This is a genomic window from Novosphingobium ovatum (assembly GCF_009909235.1).
Taxonomy (GTDB): Bacteria; Pseudomonadota; Alphaproteobacteria; order Sphingomonadales; family Sphingomonadaceae; genus Novosphingobium; species Novosphingobium ovatum.
This window is the reverse complement of sequence record NZ_JAAAPO010000002.1, coordinates 159,845-183,034: the sequence shown is the minus strand read 5'-3', so window position 1 is coordinate 183,034 and position 23,190 is coordinate 159,845. Positions and strand designations below refer to the sequence as shown.

The following is a 23,190-nucleotide window of genomic DNA, read 5'->3' as shown; positions in this document are numbered from 1 at the left end:
CCCCCCGCATGGCGCGGGCGCGGCCCTTCCCCCCGGCGCGCACTATTCCCTGCCACACTTACACCGTCAAGGCCCCACCGAAGCGCCCCCTGTCACCCATTCACCACGCGGATAATGCCCCGCCACGTGATCCGCACAGGCCGCATTGGCATTGTCATCAATCCGGATTAGCTTACGCCCATGAAAACAGAAACCGTGATTGCCGATCTGACGCGGATCCATGATGCCGCAGTCGCCACACTGCGCGCCGATATCGAAAGCTTTGCACGGCACGGCACGCTGCCCCCCGAAGACCGCGTGATCGAGCGCGCCTGGTGCTACCCCGAATTGCGGGTGCATTATGCCGGGCGCGAAACCAGCCCGGACGGTGGCCGCGCCTTTGGCCGGCTGAACGCGGCGGGCACATATTGCACCACCGTCACGCGCCCGGCGCTGTTTGCCCATTACCTGACCGAACAATTGGGTCTGCTGGCCAAGGATTACGATATCGAGATCGAGGTGGGCCGCTCGACGCAACAGATCCCATTCCCCTATGTCTATGACGCCAGCGCGGGATTGCGCGTGCGCCCGGCCGATCTGGCGGCGCATTTTCCCACCACCGAACTGGCGCTGATTGGAGATGAACTGGCCGATGGACTGATGTCGGTCGACGATGACGGCAACGGCCAGATCCCGCTGGCGCTGTTCGATGGTTTGCGCACCGATTTCAGCCTTGCTCGTCTGGCGCATTACACCGGGACAAAGCCAGAGCATTTTCAACGCTTTGTCCTGTTCACCAACTATCACCGCTATGTCGATGAATTCGTCGATTGGGCGGGCGGCATGCTGGGGACAGATGGGTATACAACCCTGTCGGGTGCCGGTGGATTACTGGTGGAAAAGCCTGTGGATAATGCCCGCGCGCTACTGTCTGACACGGCATGGCGGCGGCACCAGATGCCCGCCTATCACCTGTGCCGCGCGGATGGCTCGGGCATCACACTGGTCAATATCGGCGTGGGCCCGTCCAACGCCAAAACCATCTGCGACCATCTGGCCGTGCTGCGCCCAGAGGCGTGGCTGATGATCGGCCATTGCGGCGGCCTGCGCGATACGCAACGCATTGGCGACTATGTGCTGGCCCATGCCTATTTGCGCGATGACCATGTGCTGGACTGTGTCCTGCCGCCCGAAATCCCCATCCCCGCCATCGCCGAGGTGCAGGTGGCATTGGCCCGCGCCGCCGAGATCATCAGCGGCCAGACCGGCGCCAATCTGAAAAAGCGGATGCGCACCGGCACGGTCGTCACCACCGACGACCGCAATTGGGAGTTGCGCTATACCCAATCGGCCCACCGTTTCAGCCTCAGCCGGGCGGTGGGGATCGACATGGAAAGCGCCACCATCGCGGCGCAAGGCTATCGTTTCCGGGTGCCCTATGGGACGCTGCTGTGCGTTTCAGACAAGCCACTGCATGGCGAGATCAAGCTGCCGGGGCAGGCCAACCGCTTTTACGAGGAGGCGATTGCCGCCCATCTGGCGATTGGCACCACGGCGGTGGACCTGTTGCGCGCCGAAGGCGACCGCCTGCACAGCCGCAAGCTGCGCGCGTTCAAGGAACCGCCGTTCAGGTAAGTGGCAGGGCCGCGTTATTCGGCGACAAACGCCAGAATGGCCTCGCTCAACTGGCGCTGGGTAACGCTGCTCATGTGGGTGCCGGGGATCTCGACATAGCGGGCATTGGGCAGGCGGCGGGCCAGACGCGGGGCGCTGCCATTGTCCATGTCCTCCTCGCCGCACACCACCAACACCGGCAGCGTCAGGCGCAGCAATTCGTCGGGCGGCGTGTCATCCACGCTGCCCAGCAACAGGCGCGCGGCAACCGGGTCGATCGCCTGCACCTTCATGAATTGTTGCGCGTAATAGGCCGGGTCGCCCTGCTTGATGGTGCCGAACCGGTCGATCACATCGATGAAGAACGCGCTGCGCTTGGCCCAGCCGGCCAGCCCTTCCAGCCCCATGCCGCCCAGCACCAGCCGACGCGGCGCAGCCCCCGCCAGCACGGCACGCGTTACCGTCCGCGCCCCCAGCGAAAAGCCGCCAAGGTCATAGCCGCCCTCTTCCAGCCCGAACGCCTCGATCAGCGCCAGCAGATCATCGACCAGCACGTCCTCGGGATAGGCGGCCGGGTCATGTGGCGCGGCGCTGTGCCCGTGGGCGCGCAGATCGGGCATGATCACCCGATACCCGGCATCGGCCAGACGCGCCGCATGGCCATATTTCACCCAATTGACTGCCGCGCTGGAAAACAGCCCATGCACCAGCACCAACGGCCACCCATCCTGCGGCCCGGCCACATGCACAGCCAGCTTTGCCCCGCCAAAGCCGGTGATGAATTGGGTGGTCACGTTGGTCATCATCTCTCTCTTGGCAAGCGGCGGAACAACAGGACCGGCACCATCAGCAATGCCGCCAGATTGGCGCAGGCCATATCCTTTTGGCCGTCATAGATATCGCCCTGCTCGCCATTATAGGCGCCCGCTTCTGCCGGTGAGAGCGTCATCGTCAGCGACCATTCAAAGATTTCATACAGCGAACTGACCGCAAACACGCCCAGCACCGCCACCATCACCGCCCAACGCCGGGACAGGCGGCCATAGCGCTCGGCGCATTCAGCGATCAACGGGCTGACCAGCAGGCCAAAGCTGATGTGGATCAGCCGGTCGAACATGTTGCGCTGTGCCCCCAGCACCGCGTTCACATCCAGCCCCAGCGCCCGCCCCCAGTCCTGATAGGGCGTGAACGAATAGGACCAGCGCGCCGCCACCAGATGCAGCAGCAGGAAAACGCAGGCACCACCCGCCGCGGCATCACTGACCGGGCAGCGGCGCAAGGCCCACAGGAAAACAGGCAGGGCGGCAATCACCGGCCCCACCTGCAACCATGTGTTCTGCGGGTACAGCGCCCCCTGAATGCTGAGCGGGATGCCAGCGGCCAGCGCCACCAGCATCCACGCCTGAGCTTTGCTCAAGCCTCAGCCCTTCTTCAGGTGGCGGCGGCCCAGCAGTTCGGCGATCTGCACCGCGTTCAGCGCGGCACCCTTGCGCAGGTTGTCCGACACGCACCACAGCGACAGGCCGTTGTCCACGGTGCTGTCCTCGCGCACGCGGCTGATGAAGGTGGCATAGTCGCCCACGCATTCCACCGGCGTCACGTAACCGCCGTCTTCACGCTTGTCGATCAGCATCACGCCCGGCGCTTCACGCAGGATGTCCTGTGCTTCGGTGGCGCTGATTTCGTTCTCGAACTCGATGTTCAGCGCTTCGGAGTGGCCGATGAACACCGGCACGCGCACGCAGGTGGCGGTCAGCTTGATCTTGGGGTCCAGGATCTTCTTGGTCTCGGCCACCATCTTCCACTCTTCCTTGGTGAAACCATCATCCAGGAAGACGTCGATATGCGGGATCACGTTAAAGGCGATCTGCTTGGTGAACTTCTTGGGCTCGACCGGATCGCCCACGAAAATGGCGCGGCTCTGCTCGAACAGCTCGTCCATGCCTTCCTTGCCGGCGCCCGACACCGACTGATAGGTGGCGACGACGACGCGCTTGATCTTGGCCTTGTCGTGCAGGGGCTTGAGCGCGACGACCATCTGCGCGGTCGAGCAGTTGGGGTTGGCGATGATGTTGCGCTTGGTATAGCCATCGATGGCGTCCGGGTTCACCTCGGGCACGATCAGCGGCACGTCCGGGTCCATGCGATAAAGCGAGCTGTTATCGATCACCACGCAGCCAGCGGCCGCCGCCTTGGGGGCATAGATCTTCGTCGGGCCGGAACCGGCCGAAAACAGCGCGATATCCCAGCCGGTGAAGTCAAAGTGCTCGACGTTCTGCACCTTCAGCTTCTTGCCGGTTTCACCAAAATCGATCTCGGTGCCCTGCGAACGGGCCGAAGCGACAGCGGCGATCTCGTCGATCGGGAATTCCCGCTCGGCCAGGATGTTCAGCATTTCGCGGCCCACATTGCCGGTGGCGCCCACGACGACTACGCGATAACCCATTGTACTCACTCCTGCGGCCCCCGTTGCAGGGACCTGTTGCACGCGACCTGAGACGCAAAGCCGCATAACGACAAGCTGGCATTTGTTACGGCGGCGTCACTCCATGCCGTGCCAGAAACGCAAAAATCGTGTTCCACAGATGGACGCTGATACGCGGGCCGGACACGCGGTGCGTATGGCCGGGGTAGAGCATCATTTCAAACGGTTTGGCCTGTCCCTGCATCCGCGCAATCAGCGCCGAGGCATGTTCGAACACCACATTGTCATCCGCCATGCCGTGGATCAGCAACAGCGGATCACTGATGTTGCTGGCCCCTTCCAGCGCGTTGGCGCGGGCATAGACCTGCGGCACCACACGCGGATCGCCCAGATAGCGCTCGGTATAGTGGGTGTCATACAGCTCCCACTTGGTCACCGGCGCGCCCGCGATCCCTGCGGCATAAACGCCCGGATTGGCGGCCAGCATTTTCAGCGTCATGTACCCGCCATAGGACCAGCCATAGGTGGCGATCTTGGCCGGATCGACAAAGGGCAGGCTGGCCAGATGGCGCGCACCGGCCAGTTGGTCGGCCACCTCGACACTGCCCATGGCGTGATGGATGGCGCGTTCGAAGTCCACCCCGCGATTGGGGCTGCCGCGATTGTCCAGCTCGAAATAGATATAACCCTTGGCGACGATCGCCTGCGCCAGCGCTCCGGTCCAGCCCCGGTTCACCACCTGCGCATGCGGGCCGCCGTAATGTTCAAAGAACACCGGATAGCGCTTGCCCGGTTCCATCACCGGCGTGATCATTTTCCAATGCAACAGCGTGCCATCATCGGCGCGGATCGTGCCGAATGTGGGCGCGCGGTGCGCCGCCAGATAGGGTGCATAGGGGTGCGCGCCGGTCACGGCGTTTTCCTCGACCCAGGCCAGACGCGCACCATCGGCCCCCGCCAGATAGGTCTGGGGCGGCTGTGCCTGCGCCTGGCGCGTGATGACCAGCGTCTGCCCGCTCTTGTCCACGGTGACCGCGTTGACATAGGCCGGGTCGGTCAACCGCCGCGGCGTGGCACCGGCATGCGCGTAATCCAGCGCATAGACCTGCGGCGCCAGCACATCGTCGCGTGTGCCGGTAAAGATCAGGCGATGCGCCTTTTGGTCGACGCCTTCCAGCCCGGTCACCACCCATTCGCCATGGGTCAATTGCCGCCACTGGCCGCCGTCCGCGCCGGGGGTATAGTGATAGAGGTGACCGAAACCATCGCGCTCCGACCACCAGATCAGGCTGCCATCGCGCAGGAAGCGGTAGCTGTCGGACAGGTTGCTCCAATGGCCCGCGCGCGCCTTTTCGCTGAACAACAGCGTGGCAGCGCCGGTGGCAGGATCGACCTTGAGCATGTCCAGCCGGGTCTGGGCGCGGTCCTGCCGCTGGACATACAGCGCGCTGCCGTCCGGGGCCCAATCGACCCGCGCCAGATAGATGTCGGGGTCCGTCCCCAGATCCACCCGCACCCGGCCGGAACCATCGGCCCCCATCACCCACAGCGACACCTGCGCATTGGGAGTGCCCGCCGCCGGATAGGGCTGCGCATAGACCTGTGTGCCGGTCGCCCCGATCGCGGCGCGGGTGACAATCGCCACGCCCGCATCGTCAAAGCGCTCGACGGCGATGCGGCGGTCATCGGGCGACCACCAGCTGCCCGCCATGCGCGCCATTTCCTCTTGGGCGACGAACTCAGCCTCGCCCCAATGGACGGTGGCGGCCGGCTCCTCGGGCGTGACGGCCTGCGCTGCGCCGCCCTTCAGCGGCAGCACCCACAACCGCCGGTCGCGCACGAACGAGAGATAGCCCCCCTTGGGGCTGAGGCTGGGGTTGAGCGTATCGGCCCCTGCCCCCTCGATACGATGGGCGGTCCCATCCAGCGCCACCAGAAACAATTCGCCATCCAGCGGCACCAGCAGGCTCTGCCCATCGGTGGCCCAGTGGTAGCTGACAATGCCCTTGAGATCGCCGATGCGGGCGCGCTCGCGCTGCATCCGCTCTGCCTCGGTCAGGGCGCGGCCGGACGACAGCTTGGTCGAATCGACCAGCATCTTCCATTGGCCACTCTGCCGGTCATAGCCCCACAGGTCCTGCTGCTCGCGGTCGTTGGCGCGCCCGCGCAGCACCGTCAGCCAGCGGCCATCAGGCGACAGCTTCAGCCCGCGCGGCGCGGCACCATTGAGCGACGGGCTGGCAAAGGCGCGCTCGAACGTCACAGCGCCAGACACGCTGGGGCCAGCGGCGGCGGGCGCCGTCACAGCGCCACCTGCGGGCACGCCTGCGGCCAGCGCCACGCCGGACACTGCACACAACCACACCCCCGCGCACAGGCGGGCGACCATTCGGGCAGTTGGCAAATCTGGCATCGTGAGGACAGGCATCGCAAGGACAGTGGCCTTTACGCAAGGGAAGCGGTGGAAAAATCAGACCACGACGTGGCGCGCATGCGAAAAGGGCGCCCCGGCGCTTTGGCCGGGACGCCCCTTACACGGTTGACCGTATCGCGGCGTGTGGGCGTTACGCCCTCCCGGCTCAGCCTTCGCCGCGGGTGTCGCGACGCTCGGCAATACGAGCGCGTTTGCCGGTGCGGCCACGCAGATAGTACAGCTTGGCACGACGCACGACGCCACGACGCACCACAGTGATGCTCTCGACGTTGGGCGAGTACAGCGGGAACACACGCTCCACGCCTTCACCGAACGACATCTTGCGAACGGTGAAGTTCGAGTTGATGCCACGGTTCGAACGCGCGATGCACACGCCTTCGTAGGCCTGAACGCGGGTGCGGTCGCCTTCGACGACCTTCACGCCGACGCGCAGCGTGTCACCGGGGCGGAATTCCGGAATGTCCTTGGCGGCCTTGGCGATTTCCTCGGCCTCGATCTGCTGAATCAGGTTCACTTGACGTTACCTATCATTTTCCGCGCTGCGCATCAGAGGCAGACAGGCCCCGAGCGTCACAATAACGCTCCCAAAGGTCCGGCCTGCGTGACCGAGTATGATCCACAGCCTGTTGTTTCCGCCAGGCGGCGATCTTACCATGATCCCCTGATCGCAGCACTTCGGGGATCGTGGCCCCTTCCCACTGGGTGGGTCGGGTATATTGCGGGTATTCAAGCAGTCCGGACTCGAACGACTCTTCATCCCCACTAGAAGCCGCGCCCATTACGCCGGGAAGCAGCCGAATGCAAGCATCAAGCAGCATCAAAGCCGCCGGTTCGCCGCCCGACAGCACGATATCGCCAATGCATACCTCTTCAACCGCGCGTCCGGCGAAAATCCGCTCATCATAACCCTCGAACCGGCCGCACAGCAGGATGACGCCGGGGCCGTCCGCCAATTCGCGCACGCGGGCCTGCGTCAGCGGCTTTCCACGCGGCGTCATGGCGATCACCGGGCGGTCTGCGGGGCCGTTTTCGCGCGCGTGATCAATGGCGCGGGCCAGCACGTCAACCTTGAGCACCATACCTGCGCCGCCGCCTGCGGGCGTGTCATCAACCGTGCGGTGCTTGTCAGTCGCAAAGTCGCGGATCTGCACCGTGTCGATCGACCACTTGCCCTCGTCTCGGGCGCGACCAGCCAGGCTGATCCCCAGCGGGCCGGGGAACATGTCGGGGTACAGCGTGCAAACGGTGGCGGCAAAACTCATGCCCTGCCCCTTGCCCGCAACATGGGTCGCCTGCAAGCCCGTTTGCCGCCGCCCCCTGCAGCGATCAGTCCGAACTGTCCGAACTGCAACCGCCGCAACCGCCCACGACATGGTTCTCGCCCCAGAAATTGGACGAATCGTGGTGGTCATATTCGGCATCACTGGCCCCGGCCGTGCGCAGCAGGTGCAGCCCGTTCAGCGCCGATCCGGCCAGCACCGCCGTGCCAAACAGCGCTACGGCCGTTGCGGCCTCCTCTTGCGTGGGGGCGCGCTTCAGACGCTCGCTGCTGGCTTGCGCTGCCTCCAGCGCGGCCTGACCGCCAGTGGTGCGGCGCTCGCCGGCCTTGAAGTTGTAATAGGCAATGATCGCCAGCAGCGCCATCAGGATGCCCAGCCCGCCGACCTCTTCCTCGGCCTGATAACCGATCGCCCAGCGCGCGCCGCCAATCAACAGCACCAGCACATAAGGCCCCGTGCGCCAGAAGCGCTGCTGCCACAGCGCGCCCTCATTGGCCCACAACCCGCGTTCCACCAGCCCATCGACCACCGTCTGGCCATAGGGCCGCATCACCTTGAGCAATTGGGCGAAATCCGCGCCCTGCGCGTTGTTCAACAGCTCGTTTTCCGCCCCCGTGCGCCCATCGCGCAACAGCACCGTGAACCGCTGATCCTCATCCATGCCCAGACAGCCGCGCGCCATCAGCCGCGTCACCAATGCCTCGACATAGCGGGGGATGCCGCCCGCAAGACAGGCCAGTTCCAGCGGATCGGTCACAGCGCCACCCGCCCCGCTGGGCCGGAACATGCGCGGCAACAACCAACTGGCCACCATCGCGGCCACCATCAAACCCACAAACACCCCGGCAAACACCGAACCATCCATAACAATCACCCCCGAATTGCAATGCGCGCCCGTGCCCTTACACCTGCCTCAGCGCGAAACCGATGACCAGCCCCAAAACGCCGCCGCCCGCCCCGGCCAGTGCCAGCCACAGCCGCAACCGCGCGCGGGGGACCACCATCCCTTGCCGGGGATGCACCCGCCGGGCCAAGGGATCGACCACCAGCCGCTGCATCGCGTCCGGCCACAGATCGGCAGGCGCCGGGCCAAACACCGCCTCATAGCTGCGCAAGGTTTGCCCATATTGTTCGTGATAACGCGCCAGTTCCACCGCCCCGCCCGCTGTCGGGCCATGGTGCAGCGCACGGCGCAGGACATCGGGGCAGAACCGCTCCCAATAATCGCGGGTATAGGCCAGATGCAGGTGCCAGACCTGATCGACCGCATCGCTGGGCGTGACCGGATGGCCCGAAGCCACCGCCAGAAAGCAGAAGCGGCGGTATTCCTGTATCACCCTGTCGGCATACGCCGCGTCCCAGCCGTTTTCATGAGCCAGTCGCGCGGCAAAGCTCTGCGCCGCATCGGCAGGGCCGATGGTATGCGCACACAGCCGCGCCCACAGCGCGGCATGATCGGAATGGGAAAATTGGGGCGACATCGGCCGCTGGCTATCACGCCAAGGCCAGTCCCGCCAAGATCGAGATCACCTGACCGCGTTCACCGCTTTTTCAACGCAGCCCCAGCAGCGGCAAGACCCAGCAGGCCCAGCAGCACCGCCAGCACCAGCCCGCCACCGCCCAGCAACAGCGCATAATCGCGGCAATCGGGGCCACACACGTCGAGCGGGGTGGTAAAGGCGTCCAGCAACAACGCTCCCGACACCGCCAGCGCCAACAGCGACAAAGGCGCGGCCGCCACCCAGCGCGTTCTGTCCCGCCCCCATTGTGGGCAGGCCTGCGCCAACACCAGCGCCAGCGCATAAGGCACCGCCGCCGAAAACAGCGCCAGCAGGCATGAAATCAGCATGGCCATAGGCTCACTCCTGCGCGTAGGCGTCCTCGACCACCACACGGGCGCCGTCCCATTCGGGCACCGCCTCGACACGCATTGGCACCATGAAACGATGCTTCTTGCCGTCCTCGCCCACCGGGCGTTCAATTTCCAGAATGTCGCCGGCGCCAAAATTGTCGACCGCGATGACCGTGCCCAGCGCATCGCCACTGGTCGACACCGCCGGCAGGCCCAGCAGGTCGGCGTAATAATATTCGCCCGGCGCCAGATGCGGCATGGCCGAGCGCGGGACGGTCAAAGCCGTACCCCGCAGCTTTTCCGCTGCTGTCCGATCAGGGACTTCGGCAAAGCGGGCAATCGCGCCCCCCTTGCCGTCATCCTTGATCGATTTCAGCGTCAAGGTGCCGTTGTTGAAGGCGCGGTAGCGTTTCAACGCCCCCGCGCCTTCCCCAAACAGCTTGAGGCGGAGCTCACCCGTGATGCCATGCGCCGCCGCAACAGCGGCCATCGTCACGGGCCGGTCCACCGCCATTATTCGGCAGCAGCAGCTTCAGCGGCTTCAGCAGCCTTGGCAGCCTTGTCCTCGGCGCGTTCCTTGGCCTTCTTGCCCGGCTCAGCCTTCTGCGGGTTGTTGGTGGGGGCGCGTTCCTTCAGACCGGCCTTGTCCAGAATGCGGGCAACGCGGTCGGTCGGCTGCGCGCCAACGCCCAGCCAGTACTTCACGCGGTCTTCGATCAGACGCACGCGGTCAGCCGAATCCTTGGGCAGGATCGGGTTGTAGGTGCCAACCTGCTCCAGGAACTTGCCATCGCGGGGGGCGGTGGCGTTGGCGACGACGATCTTGTAATAGGGGCGCTTCTTGGAACCGCCACGCGACAGACGCATAGAAACCGACATTGTGTTACCTTTCCAATGAAATAGCGTTATTTCTTAAACAGTTTCGACAGATCGGGCGCACCGCCACCCAGACCCGGCAAGCCACCCAGCCCGCCCAGACCCGCGCCGCCGGTCATGCCCGGAATATTGCCCGCGCCCGGACCGCCCAGCATGTCGGCGCCACCAGCGCCCCCCATGCCCATGCCGCCCAGCGCGCCGCCCAAGCCGCCCTTGCCAAACATCGCGGCAAGGCCCTTGAGGCCACCCATCTTCTTGATTTGCTTCATCGCGCGCTCCATTTCCTGGTGCATCTTGATGAGCTTGTTGATGTCCTGCACCTGCACGCCCGCGCCCTTGGCGATGCGGATCTTGCGCTTGGCGTTCAACAGGTCGGGCTTTTCGCGCTCCTTGGGCGTCATCGAACCGATGATCGCGTCCATGCGCAACAGCGTGCGATCGCTCATGCCGCTGGCGTCCATGGCGGCCTTGGCCTTTTTCATGCCCGGCAGCATGCCCGCCAGCATGCCCAGCCCGCCCATCTTCTGCATCTGACGCAGCTGGGTGCGCAGGTCGTTCATGTCGAACTGACCCTTGGCCATGCGGGCGGCCATCTTTTCGGCATCTTCCGCCTCGACCGCAGCGGCAGCCTTCTCGACCAGCGAGACGACGTCGCCCATGCCCAGAATGCGGCCCGCCACGCGGCCGGGGTTGAACACCTCCAGCGCGTCCAGCTTTTCGCCGACACCGGCAAATTTAATCGGCTTGCCCGTGACATGGCGCATCGAGAGCGCCGCACCACCACGCGCGTCGCCATCCATGCGGGTCAGGATGACGCCGGTCAGGTCCACCTCACCGGCAAAGCTTTGCGCGACGTTGACCGCGTCCTGACCGGTCAGCGAATCGACCACCAACAGCGTTTCGCGCGGCGAGGTCGTGGCGGCAACCGCCTTCATCTCGTCCATCAACTGCGCGTCGACGTGCAGACGGCCCGCCGTATCCAGCAGCAGCACGTCCACCGCCTGCAACTTGGCCGAAGCCAGCGCGCGGGCGGCAATATCGGTCGGCATCTGGCCAGCGACGATCGGCAGCGTCGCCACGCCCACCTGCTCGCCCAATACCTTCAACTGCTCCTGAGCTGCCGGGCGGTTGACGTCCAGCGACGCCATCAACACCTTCTTGCCCTGCTTTTCCTTCAGCAGCTTGCCCAGCTTGGCCGTGCTGGTGGTCTTGCCCGAACCTTGCAGGCCGACCATCATGATCACCACCGGGGGCGCCGCATTCAGGTCCAGACCGGGGACATCCGTGCCGCCCAGCATCTCGACCAGCGCGTCATTGACGATCTTGACCACCTGCTGCCCCGGCGTAACCGAGCGCAGCACCGACTGGCCCACGGCCTTTTCGGTGACGTCATCGATAAAACGGCGCACGACCGGCAGGGCAACGTCGGCTTCCAGCAGGGCGATTCGCACTTCGCGCATCGCGTCGCGGACGTCCTGCTCTTTCAGCGCGCCACGCCCACGCAGCTTCTCGAACACACCGCCAAGGCGATCGGACAGATTGTCAAACATCGATCAAACCCTTTTGCCGGAGCGCGAAAAGCGCCGCCCAAAACCCCAAAACCTTCCGGCCCGCATCACGCGAAAAACGCCGGTGAGCGAAACCTCGCTGACCAGCGTGATCGACCGACCATCAAGCGAAAAACGCCGGCGGACGAAAACTCGTCGGCCAGCGTGTCGCCCCTGATGGAAGCGAAACCATATATCGTCGGTTCCCTTGGTGGAGCCTAGCGGGATCGAACCGCTGACCTCCTGCATGCCATGCAGGCGCTCTCCCAGCTGAGCTAAGGCCCCACGTAAGGAACTGACATTTCGAATGGTGGAGCCTAGCGGGATCGAACCGCTGACCTCCTGCATGCCATGCAGGCGCTCTCCCAGCTGAGCTAAGGCCCCGTAACCATTCAAAATTCCGAAAACACCACCCTGGGTGGCTGATGTTTCCGCCCTGCCTTCCGGCCGGGCCGCCCCACTATGACGGGGCGCGGACATTGGCAAGAGCTTTTTTCACCTGCCCGGAATTTTTGACGAATTTTTTTGCAAAAACCGCCGTTTCGTCAGGACGGCACAGCGCAAACCCGTCCGCCGCCCCTATGGAAATGCCGCCCCCCCCATCCGGGCAGGCGGCATATTTCCGTGTCACACGCGCCCTTGCGAGCCTGCGCGCGGGAACCTCAGACCTCGTCCGGTTCCTCGTCATGGCCGGCAACGCCCAGATCGTCGTCGCCACCCAGATCGACATCATTGTCCGGCGAATCGCCGTCATCATCGATGTCCAGATCCTCATCGGCCAGATCGACATCGGCCACTTCGTCGTCGGTCTTCTTCTGGATTTCCTCAAACGGGATCGGCTGCTTCGACTTGAGCACCGGATCGGGATGCCAGGCATAGCCGCATTCGATGCAGGTGACCGGGTCACCCTTGCCCAGATCATAGAAGCGGGTGCCGCATTTCGGGCAGCCGTGCTTGGCGCCCCATTCTGGCTTGACCATGCTGTTCCTCATCTTGGCCCGCCAGCGCACCGGCAGGCAGACATTCCAATACGAAAATCTTACGTATGCGTATGACCCGAAGGGCACAGACCCATCAGCAACGCGCCGACGCGCCTTGCCATAGCGGGCAGGCGCTGTCAAAAGCCGCGCGTTTCTGGCGGTCGTTCCCGCCCAGTGCAAGCCCTTTTTGCCCCGTTCAGGCCCCAATTGCCCACAGAAAGCGTGTCGTCACCGTGAGCCATTCCGCAAACCCCACCCCTCGCCGTTTCCTGCCCACCGGCCCGCTGTCGGGGACAATCCGCGTGCCGGGCGACAAATCGATCAGCCACCGCTCGATCATGCTGGGGGCGCTGGCGCTGGGGGAAACGCGGGTGACCGGCCTGCTGGAAGGCGAGGATGTGATGTCCACCGCCGCCGCGATGCGCGCCATGGGCGCCCAGATCACCAAAACCCCCGAAGGCGAATGGGTGATCCAAGGCGTGGGCGTGGGCGGCCTTTTGCCGCCGGAAACCGCGCTGGACATGGGCAATTCGGGCACGTCCACCCGCCTGTTGATGGGCCTGATCGCCAGCCACGGCATCACCGCCACCTTTGTCGGTGACGCCTCACTGTCCAAACGGCCGATGGGGCGGGTGATCGATCCGCTCTCGACCATGGGCGCCACTTTTGCCGCGGCCGAAGGTGGCCGCCTGCCGCTGACCATGACGGGCACACAGCCCGCCGTGCCGATCACCTATCGCCTGCCGGTGGCCAGCGCGCAGGTCAAATCGGCGGTATTGCTGGCGGGCCTCAACACGCCGGGCATCACCACCGTGATCGAGCCTGTCCCCACCCGCGACCATTCCGAACGCATGTTGCGCGGCTTTGGCGCGGATCTGAGCGTAGAGGTCGAGGGCGATGGCACGCGGGTGATTCGCGTCCACGGCCCGGCCGAGCTGCGCGGCCAGACGATTGTCGTGCCGGGCGATCCGTCCTCGGCGGCGTTCTTTATTGTGGCGGCGCTGATCGTGCCGGGCAGCGATGTGCTGATCCAGAATGTCGGGCTGAACGACACGCGCGCGGGCATCGTCCATGTTCTGCGCCAGATGGGCGGCGACATCGCCGAGGTAAACCCGCGCGAAGTCGGCGGCGAACCCGTGGCCGATCTGCGCGTGCGGCACAGCGCGCTGCGCGGCATCAATGTCGACCCGGCCATCGTCCCCAGCATGGTGGATGAATTCCCGGTGCTGTTCGTGGCCGCCGCCTATGCCCATGGGCGCACCGTCTGCACGGGCCTTGAGGAACTGCGCGTCAAGGAAAGCGACCGCATCACCGTCATGCGCGTGGCATTGGAACTGGCCGGCGCGACCGTTCAGGAAACCGAGGACGGGATGATCATTGACGGCACCAATGGCGCCCCCCTGCCCGGCACATCGGGCGCGCATCATGTCGCCACCCATCTGGACCACCGCATCGCCATGAGCATGGCCGTCGCGGGGCTGAACAGCATGAATGGCGTGGCCATCGACGACATCAACCCGATCGCCACCAGCTTCCCCAACTTCATCGCCCTGATGGAGAGCCTGACGGCATGATTGCCGCGATCGACCCGGTGCTGGCCAACGCCTGCGGCTTTGTTGGCATGGGCTGCATCATCGGCGCCTATGCCTATATGACGGGGGCCGCGCGGCCCAACCCGTTTGTCCAGCATGGCGTCAACCTGCTGGGCGCGGGGTTGTTGACCATATCGCTGCTGGTCAACACCAATTGGGCCAGTCTGGTGCTGGAAGGATTCTGGGCCGCCATCGCCCTGTGGGGCCTGACCAAGGCCGTGCTGGCCAAAAGGAACGCGCAATGATCATCGCTGTCGATGGCCCCACCGCCAGTGGCAAAGGCACCATCGCCAAGGCACTGGCCACCCATTACGGCCTGCCGCATCTGGACACCGGCTTGCTGTACCGCGCGGTCGGGCGGCAGGTGGCGCTGAACGGGGGTAATCCCGATGACGCCATGGACGCGCTGGCGGCCTGCGGCTTTGCCGACAGCCTGCTGGACGATCCCGAACTGCGATCCGAGGCAACTGGGGGGCTGGCCAGTCGCGTGTCGGTACATGCGGGCGTGCGTCAGGCGCTGTACGAGCGGCAGCGGGCCTTTGCCACGCAGGCCGGGGGCGCGGTGCTGGACGGCCGCGACATCGGCACGGTGATTGCGCCTGAAACGCCGGTAAAGCTGTTCGTAGTGGCCAGCGTTGCCGCCCGCGCCGCGCGCCGGCATGCCGAAATGCTGGCTCAGGGCCGCGCGGCCTCGCTGGAGGGGATCGCGGCGGATCTGGCGGCCCGTGACGAGCGTGACCGCAACCGCGCGCAAGCCCCCTTGCGCGCCGCGCAAGGCGCGGTCACGCTGGACACCTCTGATCTGGACCGCAACGCCGCCATCGCCGCCGCCATCGCCATTGTCGAGGCCCTGCGGGCCTGACCAACGCCATTGTCGAGGCCCTGCGGGCCTGACCATCACCAATGTCGAGGCCCTGCGCGGGTAAGCGCCAACTGGCGAATTTCCTTGCTTTTTGGATAGGTATGCCATAGGCGCGCCGGGTTCGCGTGGGGGTTGCCTTGCGCGAATGCCTGCGTTCGCATCCGGCGGCGCGGGCGGTTCGGCCCTTTTTGGCCCGGGCCTGCATGGTGCAGGAACGGAGGAAAGACCGGCGGAAACAACCGCCTGGCCGGAAAATTATATTTGAAGGACTCTTTTATGAGCACCCCGACCCGCGACGATTTCGCGGCTCTCCTTGACGAATCGCTGGGCGGCGCCGCCGGCGGCGGCTTTGAAGGCCGCGTGGTCAAGGGCACCGTCACCGCCATCGAAAACGACAAGGCCGTCATCGACGTGGGCCTGAAGAGCGAAGGCCGCGTGCCGCTGCGCGAATTCGCGATGGCTGGCCAGCCCCACGGTCTGAAGGTTGGTGACGAAGTCGAAGTTTACGTCGACCGCGTTGAAAACGCCGACGGCGAAGCCATGCTGTCGCGCGACCGCGCTCGCCGCGAAGCCGCTTGGGACAAGCTGGAAAACGAATTTGGCGAAGGCAAGCGCGTCGAAGGCGTGATCTTTGGCCGCGTCAAGGGTGGCTTCACCGTCGACCTCGACGGCGCTGTGGCGTTCCTGCCCGGCTCGCAGGTTGACATCCGCCCCGTGCGCGACGTCACCCCGCTGATGGATGTGCCGCAGCCCTTCCAGATCCTGAAGATGGACCGTCGCCGTGGCAACATCGTCGTGTCGCGCCGCGCCGTGCTGGAAGAAACCCGCGCTGAACAGCGTTCGGGCCTGATCCAGAACCTGACCGAAGGCCAGATCATCGACGGCGTCGTCAAGAACATCACCGATTACGGTGCGTTCGTTGACCTGGGCGGCATCGACGGCCTGCTGCACGTCACCGACATGAGCTACAAGCGCGTCAACCACCCGAGCGAAGTGATCGCCATCGGCGACACCGTGCGCGTCCAGATCGTGCGCATCAACCACGAGACGCAGCGCATCTCGCTGGGCATGAAGCAGCTGGAAAGCGATCCGTGGGATGGCGTCGCCGCCAAGTACCCCGTGGGCGCCAAGCTGTCGGGCACCGTCACGAACATCACCGAATATGGTGCCTTCGTCGAACTGGAGCCGGGCATCGAAGGTCTGGTGCACGTTTCGGAAATGTCGTGGACCAAGAAGAACGTCCACCCCGGCAAGATCGTTTCGACCTCGCAGGAAGTCGACGTGCTGGTGCTGGAAGTCGATTCCGACAAGCGCCGCATCTCGCTGGGCCTGAAGCAGGCGCAGCAGAACCCCTGGGAAGCCTTCGCCGAGAAGCACCCGGTTGGTTCGACCGTCGAGGGCGAAGTCAAGAACGCCACCGAATTCGGCCTGTTCATCGGCCTGGATGGCGAAGTCGACGGCATGGTTCACATGTCGGACATCGCTTGGGGCATCTCGGGCGAAGACGCGCTGGCGCTGCACCGCAAGGGTGAGCAGGTCAAGGCGATCGTTCTGGACGTTGACGTCGAGAAGGAGCGCATCAGCCTGGGCATGAAGCAGCTCGAAAAGGGCGCCCCTGCCGCTGGCGGCGTGGCCGCTTCGGGTTCGAACCTCAAGCGCAACGAAGTCGTCACCGTGACGGTTCTGGAAGTGCGCGACGGCGGTCTGGAAGTGCAGGCTGGCGACGATGGCGCCACCGGCTTCATCAAGCGCAGCGATCTGGGCCGCGACCGCGACGAGCAGCGCCCCGACCGCTTCCAGGTTGGTCAGAAGATCGACGCCATGGTCACCGGTTTCGACCGCTCGAAGAAGCCCAGCTTCTCGATCAAGGCGCGTCAGCTGCACGAGGAAAAGGAAGCCGTCGAACAGTACGGTTCGTCGGATGCCGGCGCCTCGCTGGGCGACATCCTGGGCGCCGCCCTGAAGGCCAGCAAGAACTAAGGTTCTTCACGCCTCAAGGCTTTGCCTGAACGAAAAGGCCCGCTCGGTGTGCGCACCGGGCGGGCTTTTGTTTGCTTGACCAACGCGCAGATCACCTGCCAATAAACATCTCTTCAAGAAAATATTGATTAGCGAACTTTTTCGCAGATCCATATAGGAGCGATGCGAATGTCGGAAGATGTGTCTATCCTTGAAAAGATCAAGGACTATGTACTCAACGTCGATCCGGAAGGAGTCGTTCGAGATGCCAAGTTGATGGGCATGGACATCACCTGCCCCGCAGACTTCGCAAATAACGCACACAATTATACATATATCGAACGCTTATCCCAGAAATACGCAGATACCTGTGCAAAATATTGCGCCGCAAGCGGACTGACCAGCGGTGTAGGTGGCATTACCACAACAATCACCCTCGCTGGCGCCGACATTGCGAATATGGCAGCCCAATTATATTGGCTGAATCAAAAACTGGCCTTGCTGAATGGCTTCGAACCAGAAAATGACCTACACAATCAGCGGTCACAGGCGATCTTCATGACTGCCCTTGGCATTGAGCAAACCGCGCAAGCAGCAATCCGCGCGACCGTAGCAAAGGTAGCTGCGGAAAATTTAGCCAAAAAGGGCCCAGCAAGCGCCCCCGTGATCCGCTTGATTATGGAAATCGCCAAAATAATTGGCGTGAAAATCACTAAAATTCAGGCTGGAAAGCTCATCCCCATTATCGGCGGGGTCATCGGCGCAAGTTTGAATTATTATTTTTCAACTCAAATGTCTAAAAAAATGATGAATGACTACAAGTCGGATTACTTTGATCGATGGCAAATTAAAAATAGATGATCCGCCAATCTTCCATGCGCCTGGCTACAAATGTAAATATATTCTATGATCTCGGCGTTATAATTAAAAAGCTAAACATTAATCTCGCATTCACCCAATTGGCAATCCTCCTTACAGGAGGATTTCCTAACTGACCTACAAAACCAAGGGGCGTCACATTCGTGACGCTCTTTCTAATGGCTAGAACTGGTTGACTAAAAAACAGGCTCTGCGCTCGCACTATATCAACTTGCATTGAGCGCAGAATCGCAACCCAATGAATAAAACACTTTCCCAAATTTATCCCGAAAGCTGATTGGTTATCGGGATTGCAAAGGGCTAGCCCTTTGCCCGCCGGAGGCAAAACGGCTACACAAAGCCACCTAAACGCCAAAGCAAGGCAGCCCTCACACATGCCCCTCCTCATCCACCAATTCCCCTGCCTGTCCGACAATTACGGCTTTCTGATCCACGATCCCGACAGTGGCGAGACGGCTTGCATCGACACCCCCGATGCCGACGAATATCTGCGGCAAGCGGCGGCGATGGGGTGGACGATCACGCAGATCTGGAACACCCATTGGCACGCCGATCACGCGGGCGGGAATGCGGCGATCAAGGCAGCAACGGGCTGCGCCATCGCCGCTCCCGCTGGCGATGCGGACAAGATCGAGGGCGTGGACCGCACCGTCGATCAGGGCGATACGGTGGCGCTGGGCGGCTATACGGCGCAGGTGCTGAACGTTGGCGGGCATACGCTGGGCCATGTCGCCTATCACCTGCCACAGGCGGCGGTGGCCTTTGTGGGTGACGCGCTGTTCGCGCTGGGCTGTGGGCGGATGTTCGAAGGCACCGCGCCGCAATTCTGGGCCTCACTGCTGCGGCTGCGGGCGCTGCCGGCCGACACGATGCTCTATTGCGCGCATGAATACAGCGCCAGCAACGCGCGATTCGCGCTGCATGCCGATCCCGACAACGCGGCGCTGGCCGATTACGCCGCGCAGATCACCACCCTACGCGCGGCGGGAACGCCCACGGTCCCCTTTCCGCTGTCGCGCGAACTGGTCACCAACCCCTTCCTGCGGACCGATACGGCAGCCATTCAGGCCCGTTGGGGGACAGACGCCGTCACCGCCTTTGCCGCCCTGCGTGAGGCCAAGAACAGCTTCTAAGCCCGCCCTGCCCCGCGCGTATAAAAAAAGCCCCGCCGAGGCGGGGCTTTTTCTGTTTCAGAACCGAAGGCTCAGATCACAGACCGGCGATAGCCGCGTCCACCTGAGTCTGATCGGCCGCAGCGCTGTACTGGCTGGCGATCAGACCCTTGGCCGCGACCGCAGCCGCATCGGCCGCCTTGACGCGCAGTTCGGTAATGGCGGCGCGTTCAGCTGCGTCGATCTTGTCGGCAGCCATCTTTTCACGACGCGCAATCACCGCGCTGGTGTCGGCCTCAGCCTTGGCGATGATCGCCTGAGCTTCGGTCTTGGCGTGGTCCAGCATAGCCACCGCGTCCTTTTCGGCGTTGGCGATGCGCGCAGCATACTGCTGCTTCAACGCCTCGGCTTCGGCGCGCAGGGCCTTGGCTTCGTCCAGTTGCTTGCGGATCTCGTCGATGCCGCTGTCCAGACCCTTGGCCAGGGTGGCGGGCACCTTGAGGATCAGCATGATGACCAGCAGCGTGGCCATCGAGAGCGCCACCCACATGCCGGGCGTCAGGCCAAAGGCGGCCGGTTCGGCGTGGTGGACCGCTTCGCCCGCTTCGTGGGCGGCACCGGCGGCCAGCAGGATCAGGCTGGTGGCGTTAGCCATGGAGAACCTCCTTCACCGCCGCGCGGGCAGCGCCCGCATCAACGGAAATCCCGGCCAGGCGGGCGACGATATCGCCGGCCGCTTCGCTGGCCACGGTTTCGATTTCGGCCAGAGCGCCCTGTCGAGCGGTGGCAATGCGCGCGTCGGCTTCGGCCAGACGGGCGTCGATGGTGGCGCCAGCGGCAGCCAGACGGGCTTCGGCAGCCTTGGCGGCATCGGCCTTGGCGGCGGCGATGACGGCCTGCGCGTTGGCGCGCTGGTCGGCGGCTTCGCCCTTCCACTTGGCATCCGCTTCATCCGCAGCCCGGCGAGCAGCCTCAGCGGCAGCCAGGTCGTCGGCGATCTGCTTGTCGCGGCTTGCCACCGTCGCCATCACCTTGGGCACCATGCCGCGGCCGATGACAAAGAAGACGAAACCAAAAAAGATCAGCGCCCAGAAGATCTGGCTGGCATAGGTTTCGGATAACTGCGAAATCTGAGGCATCGGAAGTATCCGGTTCGTTTGCGTCCCGCCGCGCAGGCCCAATCAGGCGCCCGGCTGGATGGCAGTGCCTCCGCGCGTGGTTCCCCAACGCAAAGACAGGCCGGTTCAATTCAAGACAGCGAACGGCCGGGCGGGCCAAAACCCGCCCCGGCCATCCACCACACTTCGTCAGGCGACGAAGATCAGGATCATCGCCACGACGAACGAGAGCAGACCCAGAAGTTCGGCGGCGGCGAAGCCGATGAACAGGCGGCCCTGCTGGCCGTCAGCGGCGCCCGGGTTGCGCAGCGCGCTTTCCAGGAACGAACCAAAGACGTTGCCCACGCCGATGGCGGCCATGCCGGCACCGATAGCGGCCAGACCAGCACCGATGAGCTTGGCGGCAGTTGCGTCCATTTCCATGACTCCTTTTGCGAATTCTATGTTGAAACGATGTAACTTAGTGCAGATTTTCGGCGTCGTTGAGGTACAGCGACGTCAACAGCGCAAAAACGTAAGCCTGAATGCCGGCGACCAGGAATTCCAGCGCGCAGATGGCAATCATCAGCAGGAAGCTGGGAATGCCCACAACCGAACCCCACAACACGCCCGAGTTGGCCGAGGTGATCACGAAGCTCGAGAGCACCTCAAGCAGCACGTGGCCGGCCATCATCGCCACAAACAGTCGCAGCGCGAGGCTGAACGGGCGAACCAGGAACGAGATCAGTTCGATGAAGGGGATCAGCCACAACAGCCACACCGGCGTGCCATGCGGCACGAACAGACTGAAGAAATGCAGGCCATGGCGGGCAAAACCGACGATCAGCACAATCGCGAAGGACAGGATCGCCAGCACGCCCGTGACCGAGAAGTGGCTGGTAAAGGTAAAGGGATGCACGCCCACCAGCGCCAAGGGCAGCAGCCCCAGCAGGTTGGCGAACAGGATGAACATGAACAGCGAGAAGATGTAAGGCACATACTTCTTGCCGGCGGGGCCAACATTGGCGGCCAGCAGATTGTCGATGAACCCGGTCATCGATTCCACGGCCATCTGCCAACGGCCCGGCACCAGCTGGCGCTTCATGCCACCGGCCACGAACACGGTGATCGCCACAGTGGTGATCAGCATCCACAGCGAGGAATTGGTAAAGGCGATATTATGCCCGAAGAGGCTCAAGTGATCGGTGCCGAAAAGCGGCTCGATCTTGAACTGGTGCATCGGATCGACGGAACCCTGTTCGGCTGCCACGTCTAAGCCCTCTTGCCTTTAGTATGTTGAACCTGCCCGCCCGAATGACCGCCCGCATCGTTGCGGGACCCGTCACCCTTGCGGATGGCTGGAAATCCGGATGATGTTTCTGAAAGCGACAATGATGCCCAGCGCCATCACCACCATCAGTCCCCAGGGCGTGGTCCCGGCAAAATGGTCAATGACCCAGCCGATGAACGCACCACCGCCGATCCCCCCGATCAGCTCGGCAAGGACGCGGCTGCCCATGCGGTAATTCGCATCGGCCTCTGCGCCCACGCTCGGCTTGGTGCGTGCCTCTTCGCGCTCGCGGGCGGCCTTCAGCCGCTCGTCCAGTGCGTCGATCCGCGCTACCTCCCCGATAGGGTCCCGTGCGTTTGGCTCCTCGCTCATGCTTGCCTCCTTGTGCCCTTGTGCCGCCATATCGGCCCCAGTGCAAAGGGTGCGCATGCACGTCTTGCCGCCCGCCAGGGGCGCGGACCCCTTAAGCGGGGGGGGGACCCAAGTCAACCAGAAGGACAGGAATGCGTAAAATCGGGATTTTCCCGTGGCCAAACTGCATTCCTATGCGGGGTCTGGCGGGGGAAAGGTGGGGAATTGGGCCCTGAACGGCCTTCCTTGCGCGAATCACATGCGCGTTACCGGGCCCGCGTGCAGGTGTTATCCACGATTGAATGCGCCGCCCGCGCGCAGGCATCAGCAATTGCACCGCGCTGTTTCATCAGGCGAAACGCGCGCCATACATCAAACGCCTCGCGCCGCGCGCATCAGACAACATGCGTCCAGGCCCCGATCACGGGCAATCGGGCCGCCGCACTGGCGCGTCCCCACCGCGAGTCTGCCATGCCCCGCTCGGGTCCATGTATTTCTCGCCAGGCACGGTCTGGGCGATCAGCTTGCATCCGGTGATCTCGGCATATTTGTCGATGGTGCTGTTCTGGGCCTGCGCGCGGGTGGCATAGATCGCCTTGCGCCGGATGTTCAGGTCCACCACCATGCGCTGGATCTCGGCCGGGGCCGCCCCCACCACGCCCAGATAGCCATCGGGCTTTTCGCCCACCTGCCCGGCGGCGCGCGCGGCGGCATAGGCCGGGTCGCGGTCCTGCGCCTGCGCAGCCCCCGCCACCATCACGCCCGCGCCCAGCGCCAGCGCCATCACACCCATCCTGATCCCGTTCACCTTGCTCATCAGAACACGTCCCGATTGGTTTCGATCGTCTTGGTGGCGTCGCTCGACAATTTGTACGCCACCTCCTGCTTGATGTTGATGTTCAGCTCGATCACGATGGGTTTTTCGGGCGCCTGCACCGAAATGCAGCCTCCCGCCATCGTGGCGCCCACCATCAGCACCATCATTGCGCCCCAACGACGCCCCCGCTTGCCTGCTTCCCTCATCGGGCAAACTGTCGCAAGCCGGGCGGCTTTGGTCAAT

26 protein-coding genes, 2 tRNA genes and 1 pseudogene are annotated in these 23,190 nt (G+C 63.8%); 7 read left to right on the top strand and 22 right to left on the bottom strand.

The window, feature by feature from the left end; genetic code table 11:
* Positions 1-180: 180 nt before the first annotated feature.
* On the top strand, positions 181-1,614 hold the full coding sequence (locus tag GTZ99_RS05075) for an AMP nucleosidase (RefSeq protein ID WP_161717211.1): 1,434 nt from the start codon (positions 181-183) through the stop codon (positions 1,612-1,614).
* A 14-nt stretch (positions 1,615-1,628) separates the two neighbouring features.
* Here the strand turns inward: GTZ99_RS05075 and GTZ99_RS05070 are convergent, their stop codons facing one another.
* From GTZ99_RS05070 to GTZ99_RS05000, 15 genes and pseudogenes are all read right to left on the bottom strand, one after another.
* Positions 1,629-2,396: an alpha/beta fold hydrolase gene (locus GTZ99_RS05070; RefSeq protein ID WP_161717648.1), complete on the bottom strand. Its 768-nt coding sequence runs from the start codon at positions 2,394-2,396 to the stop codon at positions 1,629-1,631.
* Positions 2,396-3,010 carry a DUF2238 domain-containing protein gene (locus tag GTZ99_RS05065; RefSeq protein WP_161717210.1) on the bottom strand — a complete coding sequence of 205 codons (615 nt, stop codon included), beginning with the start codon at positions 3,008-3,010 and terminating at the stop codon, positions 2,396-2,398. The genes GTZ99_RS05070 and GTZ99_RS05065 overlap by 1 nt, the downstream gene beginning before the upstream one ends.
* A gap of 3 nt (positions 3,011-3,013) precedes the next feature.
* The gene (locus GTZ99_RS05060) at positions 3,014-4,039 is read right to left on the bottom strand and encodes an aspartate-semialdehyde dehydrogenase (RefSeq protein ID WP_161717209.1); all 1,026 of its coding nucleotides are present in this window, start codon (positions 4,037-4,039) and stop codon (positions 3,014-3,016) included.
* Between the two features lie 85 nt (positions 4,040-4,124).
* The gene (locus GTZ99_RS05055; protein WP_201742381.1) at positions 4,125-6,407 is read right to left on the bottom strand and encodes a S9 family peptidase; all 2,283 of its coding nucleotides are present in this window, start codon (positions 6,405-6,407) and stop codon (positions 4,125-4,127) included.
* Positions 6,408-6,597: 190 nt separating this feature from the next.
* Positions 6,598-6,966: a 50S ribosomal protein L19 gene (gene rplS, locus GTZ99_RS05050; RefSeq protein WP_161717207.1), complete on the bottom strand. Its 369-nt coding sequence runs from the start codon at positions 6,964-6,966 to the stop codon at positions 6,598-6,600.
* Between the two features lie 13 nt (positions 6,967-6,979).
* The gene (gene trmD, locus GTZ99_RS05045; RefSeq protein ID WP_161717206.1) at positions 6,980-7,714 is read right to left on the bottom strand and encodes a tRNA (guanosine(37)-N1)-methyltransferase TrmD; all 735 of its coding nucleotides are present in this window, start codon (positions 7,712-7,714) and stop codon (positions 6,980-6,982) included.
* A gap of 64 nt (positions 7,715-7,778) precedes the next feature.
* Positions 7,779-8,597: a TIGR04222 domain-containing membrane protein gene (locus GTZ99_RS05040; protein WP_161717205.1), complete on the bottom strand. Its 819-nt coding sequence runs from the start codon at positions 8,595-8,597 to the stop codon at positions 7,779-7,781.
* A gap of 37 nt (positions 8,598-8,634) precedes the next feature.
* Positions 8,635-9,213 (bottom strand): glycine-rich domain-containing protein, encoded by a 579-nt coding sequence (locus GTZ99_RS05035; RefSeq protein WP_161717204.1) that lies wholly within the window; start codon positions 9,211-9,213, stop codon positions 8,635-8,637.
* A 59-nt stretch (positions 9,214-9,272) separates the two neighbouring features.
* Positions 9,273-9,587 (bottom strand): hypothetical protein, encoded by a 315-nt coding sequence (locus GTZ99_RS05030; RefSeq protein WP_161717203.1) that lies wholly within the window; start codon positions 9,585-9,587, stop codon positions 9,273-9,275.
* Positions 9,588-9,591: 4 nt separating this feature from the next.
* A complete protein-coding gene (gene rimM, locus GTZ99_RS05025) occupies positions 9,592-10,098 on the bottom strand; it encodes a ribosome maturation factor RimM (RefSeq protein ID WP_161717202.1) in 507 nt (168 codons plus the stop codon).
* Positions 10,099-10,103: 5 nt separating this feature from the next.
* A pseudogene (gene rpsP / locus GTZ99_RS05020) lies at positions 10,104-10,463 on the bottom strand (30S ribosomal protein S16); the annotation flags it as partial.
* A gap of 26 nt (positions 10,464-10,489) precedes the next feature.
* A complete protein-coding gene (ffh, locus tag GTZ99_RS05015; protein WP_161717200.1) occupies positions 10,490-12,010 on the bottom strand; it encodes a signal recognition particle protein in 1,521 nt (506 codons plus the stop codon).
* A gap of 206 nt (positions 12,011-12,216) precedes the next feature.
* Positions 12,217-12,292, bottom strand: a tRNA-Ala gene (locus GTZ99_RS05010).
* Positions 12,293-12,315: 23 nt separating this feature from the next.
* A tRNA-Ala gene (locus tag GTZ99_RS05005) sits at positions 12,316-12,391 on the bottom strand.
* 278 nt (positions 12,392-12,669) lie between these two features.
* Positions 12,670-12,987 carry an FYDLN acid domain-containing protein gene (locus GTZ99_RS05000; RefSeq protein WP_161717199.1) on the bottom strand — a complete coding sequence of 106 codons (318 nt, stop codon included), beginning with the start codon at positions 12,985-12,987 and terminating at the stop codon, positions 12,670-12,672.
* Between the two features lie 233 nt (positions 12,988-13,220).
* Between GTZ99_RS05000 and aroA the strand changes: the two genes are divergently transcribed.
* From aroA to gloB, 6 genes are all read left to right on the top strand, one after another.
* Positions 13,221-14,561, top strand: a complete 1,341-nt coding sequence (aroA, locus tag GTZ99_RS04995; protein ID WP_320076635.1) for a 3-phosphoshikimate 1-carboxyvinyltransferase — start codon at positions 13,221-13,223, stop codon at positions 14,559-14,561.
* Complete coding sequence (locus tag GTZ99_RS04990) at positions 14,558-14,824, top strand: CBU_0592 family membrane protein (protein WP_161717197.1); 267 nt, start codon at positions 14,558-14,560, stop codon at positions 14,822-14,824. Before aroA ends, GTZ99_RS04990 begins: the two co-directional genes overlap by 4 nt.
* Complete coding sequence (locus tag GTZ99_RS04985; RefSeq protein WP_161717196.1) at positions 14,821-15,441, top strand: (d)CMP kinase; 621 nt, start codon at positions 14,821-14,823, stop codon at positions 15,439-15,441. Before GTZ99_RS04990 ends, GTZ99_RS04985 begins: the two co-directional genes overlap by 4 nt.
* 276 nt (positions 15,442-15,717) lie before the next feature.
* A complete protein-coding gene (gene rpsA, locus GTZ99_RS04980; protein ID WP_161717195.1) occupies positions 15,718-17,421 on the top strand; it encodes a 30S ribosomal protein S1 in 1,704 nt (567 codons plus the stop codon).
* 168 nt (positions 17,422-17,589) lie between these two features.
* Entirely contained in the window at positions 17,590-18,261 is a 672-nt protein-coding gene (locus tag GTZ99_RS04975; RefSeq protein WP_161717194.1) for an EcsC family protein, read from the top strand.
* A gap of 392 nt (positions 18,262-18,653) precedes the next feature.
* The gene (gene gloB, locus GTZ99_RS04970) at positions 18,654-19,412 is read left to right on the top strand and encodes a hydroxyacylglutathione hydrolase (protein ID WP_161717193.1); all 759 of its coding nucleotides are present in this window, start codon (positions 18,654-18,656) and stop codon (positions 19,410-19,412) included.
* A 76-nt stretch (positions 19,413-19,488) separates the two neighbouring features.
* Here gloB and GTZ99_RS04965 read toward each other — a convergent pair whose 3' ends face one another.
* The 7 genes from GTZ99_RS04965 to GTZ99_RS04935 form a co-directional block, all read right to left on the bottom strand.
* On the bottom strand, positions 19,489-20,046 hold the full coding sequence (locus GTZ99_RS04965; protein ID WP_161717192.1) for a F0F1 ATP synthase subunit B family protein: 558 nt from the start codon (positions 20,044-20,046) through the stop codon (positions 19,489-19,491).
* Positions 20,039-20,530, bottom strand: a complete 492-nt coding sequence (locus GTZ99_RS04960; protein ID WP_161717647.1) for a F0F1 ATP synthase subunit B family protein — start codon at positions 20,528-20,530, stop codon at positions 20,039-20,041. Before GTZ99_RS04960 ends, GTZ99_RS04965 begins: the two co-directional genes overlap by 8 nt.
* Positions 20,531-20,698: 168 nt before the next feature.
* Entirely contained in the window at positions 20,699-20,926 is a 228-nt protein-coding gene (locus GTZ99_RS04955; RefSeq protein ID WP_161717191.1) for a F0F1 ATP synthase subunit C, read from the bottom strand.
* A gap of 43 nt (positions 20,927-20,969) precedes the next feature.
* Positions 20,970-21,728 (bottom strand): F0F1 ATP synthase subunit A, encoded by a 759-nt coding sequence (locus tag GTZ99_RS04950; RefSeq protein WP_161717646.1) that lies wholly within the window; start codon positions 21,726-21,728, stop codon positions 20,970-20,972.
* A gap of 102 nt (positions 21,729-21,830) precedes the next feature.
* Positions 21,831-22,151, bottom strand: coding sequence for an AtpZ/AtpI family protein (locus GTZ99_RS04945; protein WP_161717190.1), 321 nt, complete (start codon positions 22,149-22,151; stop codon positions 21,831-21,833).
* 400 nt (positions 22,152-22,551) lie between these two features.
* Positions 22,552-22,947: a YdbL family protein gene (locus GTZ99_RS04940; RefSeq protein WP_161717189.1), complete on the bottom strand. Its 396-nt coding sequence runs from the start codon at positions 22,945-22,947 to the stop codon at positions 22,552-22,554.
* Positions 22,947-23,153 (bottom strand): YnbE family lipoprotein, encoded by a 207-nt coding sequence (locus GTZ99_RS04935; RefSeq protein WP_227711111.1) that lies wholly within the window; start codon positions 23,151-23,153, stop codon positions 22,947-22,949. The genes GTZ99_RS04940 and GTZ99_RS04935 overlap by 1 nt, the downstream gene beginning before the upstream one ends.
* Positions 23,154-23,190: the final 37 nt, after the last annotated feature.

Bases quoted from the DNA above. Each gene is read 5' to 3' on its own strand.
- GTZ99_RS05075 (WP_161717211.1), top strand. From the start codon at position 181: ATGAAAACAGAAACCGTGATTGCCGATCTGACGCGGATCCATGATGCC.
- GTZ99_RS05040 (WP_161717205.1), bottom strand. From the start codon at position 8,597: ATGGATGGTTCGGTGTTTGCCGGGGTGTTTGTGGGTTTGATGGTGGCC.
- GTZ99_RS05055 (WP_201742381.1), bottom strand. From the start codon at position 6,407: ATGGTCGCCCGCCTGTGCGCGGGGGTGTGGTTGTGTGCAGTGTCCGGC.
- rpsA (WP_161717195.1), top strand. From the start codon at position 15,718: ATGAGCACCCCGACCCGCGACGATTTCGCGGCTCTCCTTGACGAATCG.
- GTZ99_RS04965 (WP_161717192.1), bottom strand. From the start codon at position 20,046: ATGGCTAACGCCACCAGCCTGATCCTGCTGGCCGCCGGTGCCGCCCAC.
- GTZ99_RS05035 (WP_161717204.1), bottom strand. From the start codon at position 9,213: ATGTCGCCCCAATTTTCCCATTCCGATCATGCCGCGCTGTGGGCGCGG.
- GTZ99_RS05030 (WP_161717203.1), bottom strand. From the start codon at position 9,587: ATGGCCATGCTGATTTCATGCCTGCTGGCGCTGTTTTCGGCGGCGGTG.
- rimM (WP_161717202.1), bottom strand. From the start codon at position 10,098: ATGGCGGTGGACCGGCCCGTGACGATGGCCGCTGTTGCGGCGGCGCAT.
- GTZ99_RS04985 (WP_161717196.1), top strand. From the start codon at position 14,821: ATGATCATCGCTGTCGATGGCCCCACCGCCAGTGGCAAAGGCACCATC.
- GTZ99_RS05060 (WP_161717209.1), bottom strand. From the start codon at position 4,039: ATGGGTTATCGCGTAGTCGTCGTGGGCGCCACCGGCAATGTGGGCCGC.
- GTZ99_RS04960 (WP_161717647.1), bottom strand. From the start codon at position 20,530: ATGCCTCAGATTTCGCAGTTATCCGAAACCTATGCCAGCCAGATCTTC.
- GTZ99_RS05000 (WP_161717199.1), bottom strand. From the start codon at position 12,987: ATGGTCAAGCCAGAATGGGGCGCCAAGCACGGCTGCCCGAAATGCGGC.
- GTZ99_RS04945 (WP_161717190.1), bottom strand. From the start codon at position 22,151: ATGAGCGAGGAGCCAAACGCACGGGACCCTATCGGGGAGGTAGCGCGG.
- GTZ99_RS04935 (WP_227711111.1), bottom strand. From the start codon at position 23,153: ATGAGGGAAGCAGGCAAGCGGGGGCGTCGTTGGGGCGCAATGATGGTG.
- GTZ99_RS04950 (WP_161717646.1), bottom strand. From the start codon at position 21,728: ATGCACCAGTTCAAGATCGAGCCGCTTTTCGGCACCGATCACTTGAGC.
- gloB (WP_161717193.1), top strand. From the start codon at position 18,654: ATGCCCCTCCTCATCCACCAATTCCCCTGCCTGTCCGACAATTACGGC.
- trmD (WP_161717206.1), bottom strand. From the start codon at position 7,714: ATGAGTTTTGCCGCCACCGTTTGCACGCTGTACCCCGACATGTTCCCC.
- GTZ99_RS04975 (WP_161717194.1), top strand. From the start codon at position 17,590: ATGTCGGAAGATGTGTCTATCCTTGAAAAGATCAAGGACTATGTACTC.
- GTZ99_RS04955 (WP_161717191.1), bottom strand. From the start codon at position 20,926: ATGGACGCAACTGCCGCCAAGCTCATCGGTGCTGGTCTGGCCGCTATC.
- GTZ99_RS04940 (WP_161717189.1), bottom strand. From the start codon at position 22,947: ATGAGCAAGGTGAACGGGATCAGGATGGGTGTGATGGCGCTGGCGCTG.
- GTZ99_RS04990 (WP_161717197.1), top strand. From the start codon at position 14,558: ATGATTGCCGCGATCGACCCGGTGCTGGCCAACGCCTGCGGCTTTGTT.
- ffh (WP_161717200.1), bottom strand. From the start codon at position 12,010: ATGTTTGACAATCTGTCCGATCGCCTTGGCGGTGTGTTCGAGAAGCTG.
- GTZ99_RS05070 (WP_161717648.1), bottom strand. From the start codon at position 2,396: ATGACCAACGTGACCACCCAATTCATCACCGGCTTTGGCGGGGCAAAG.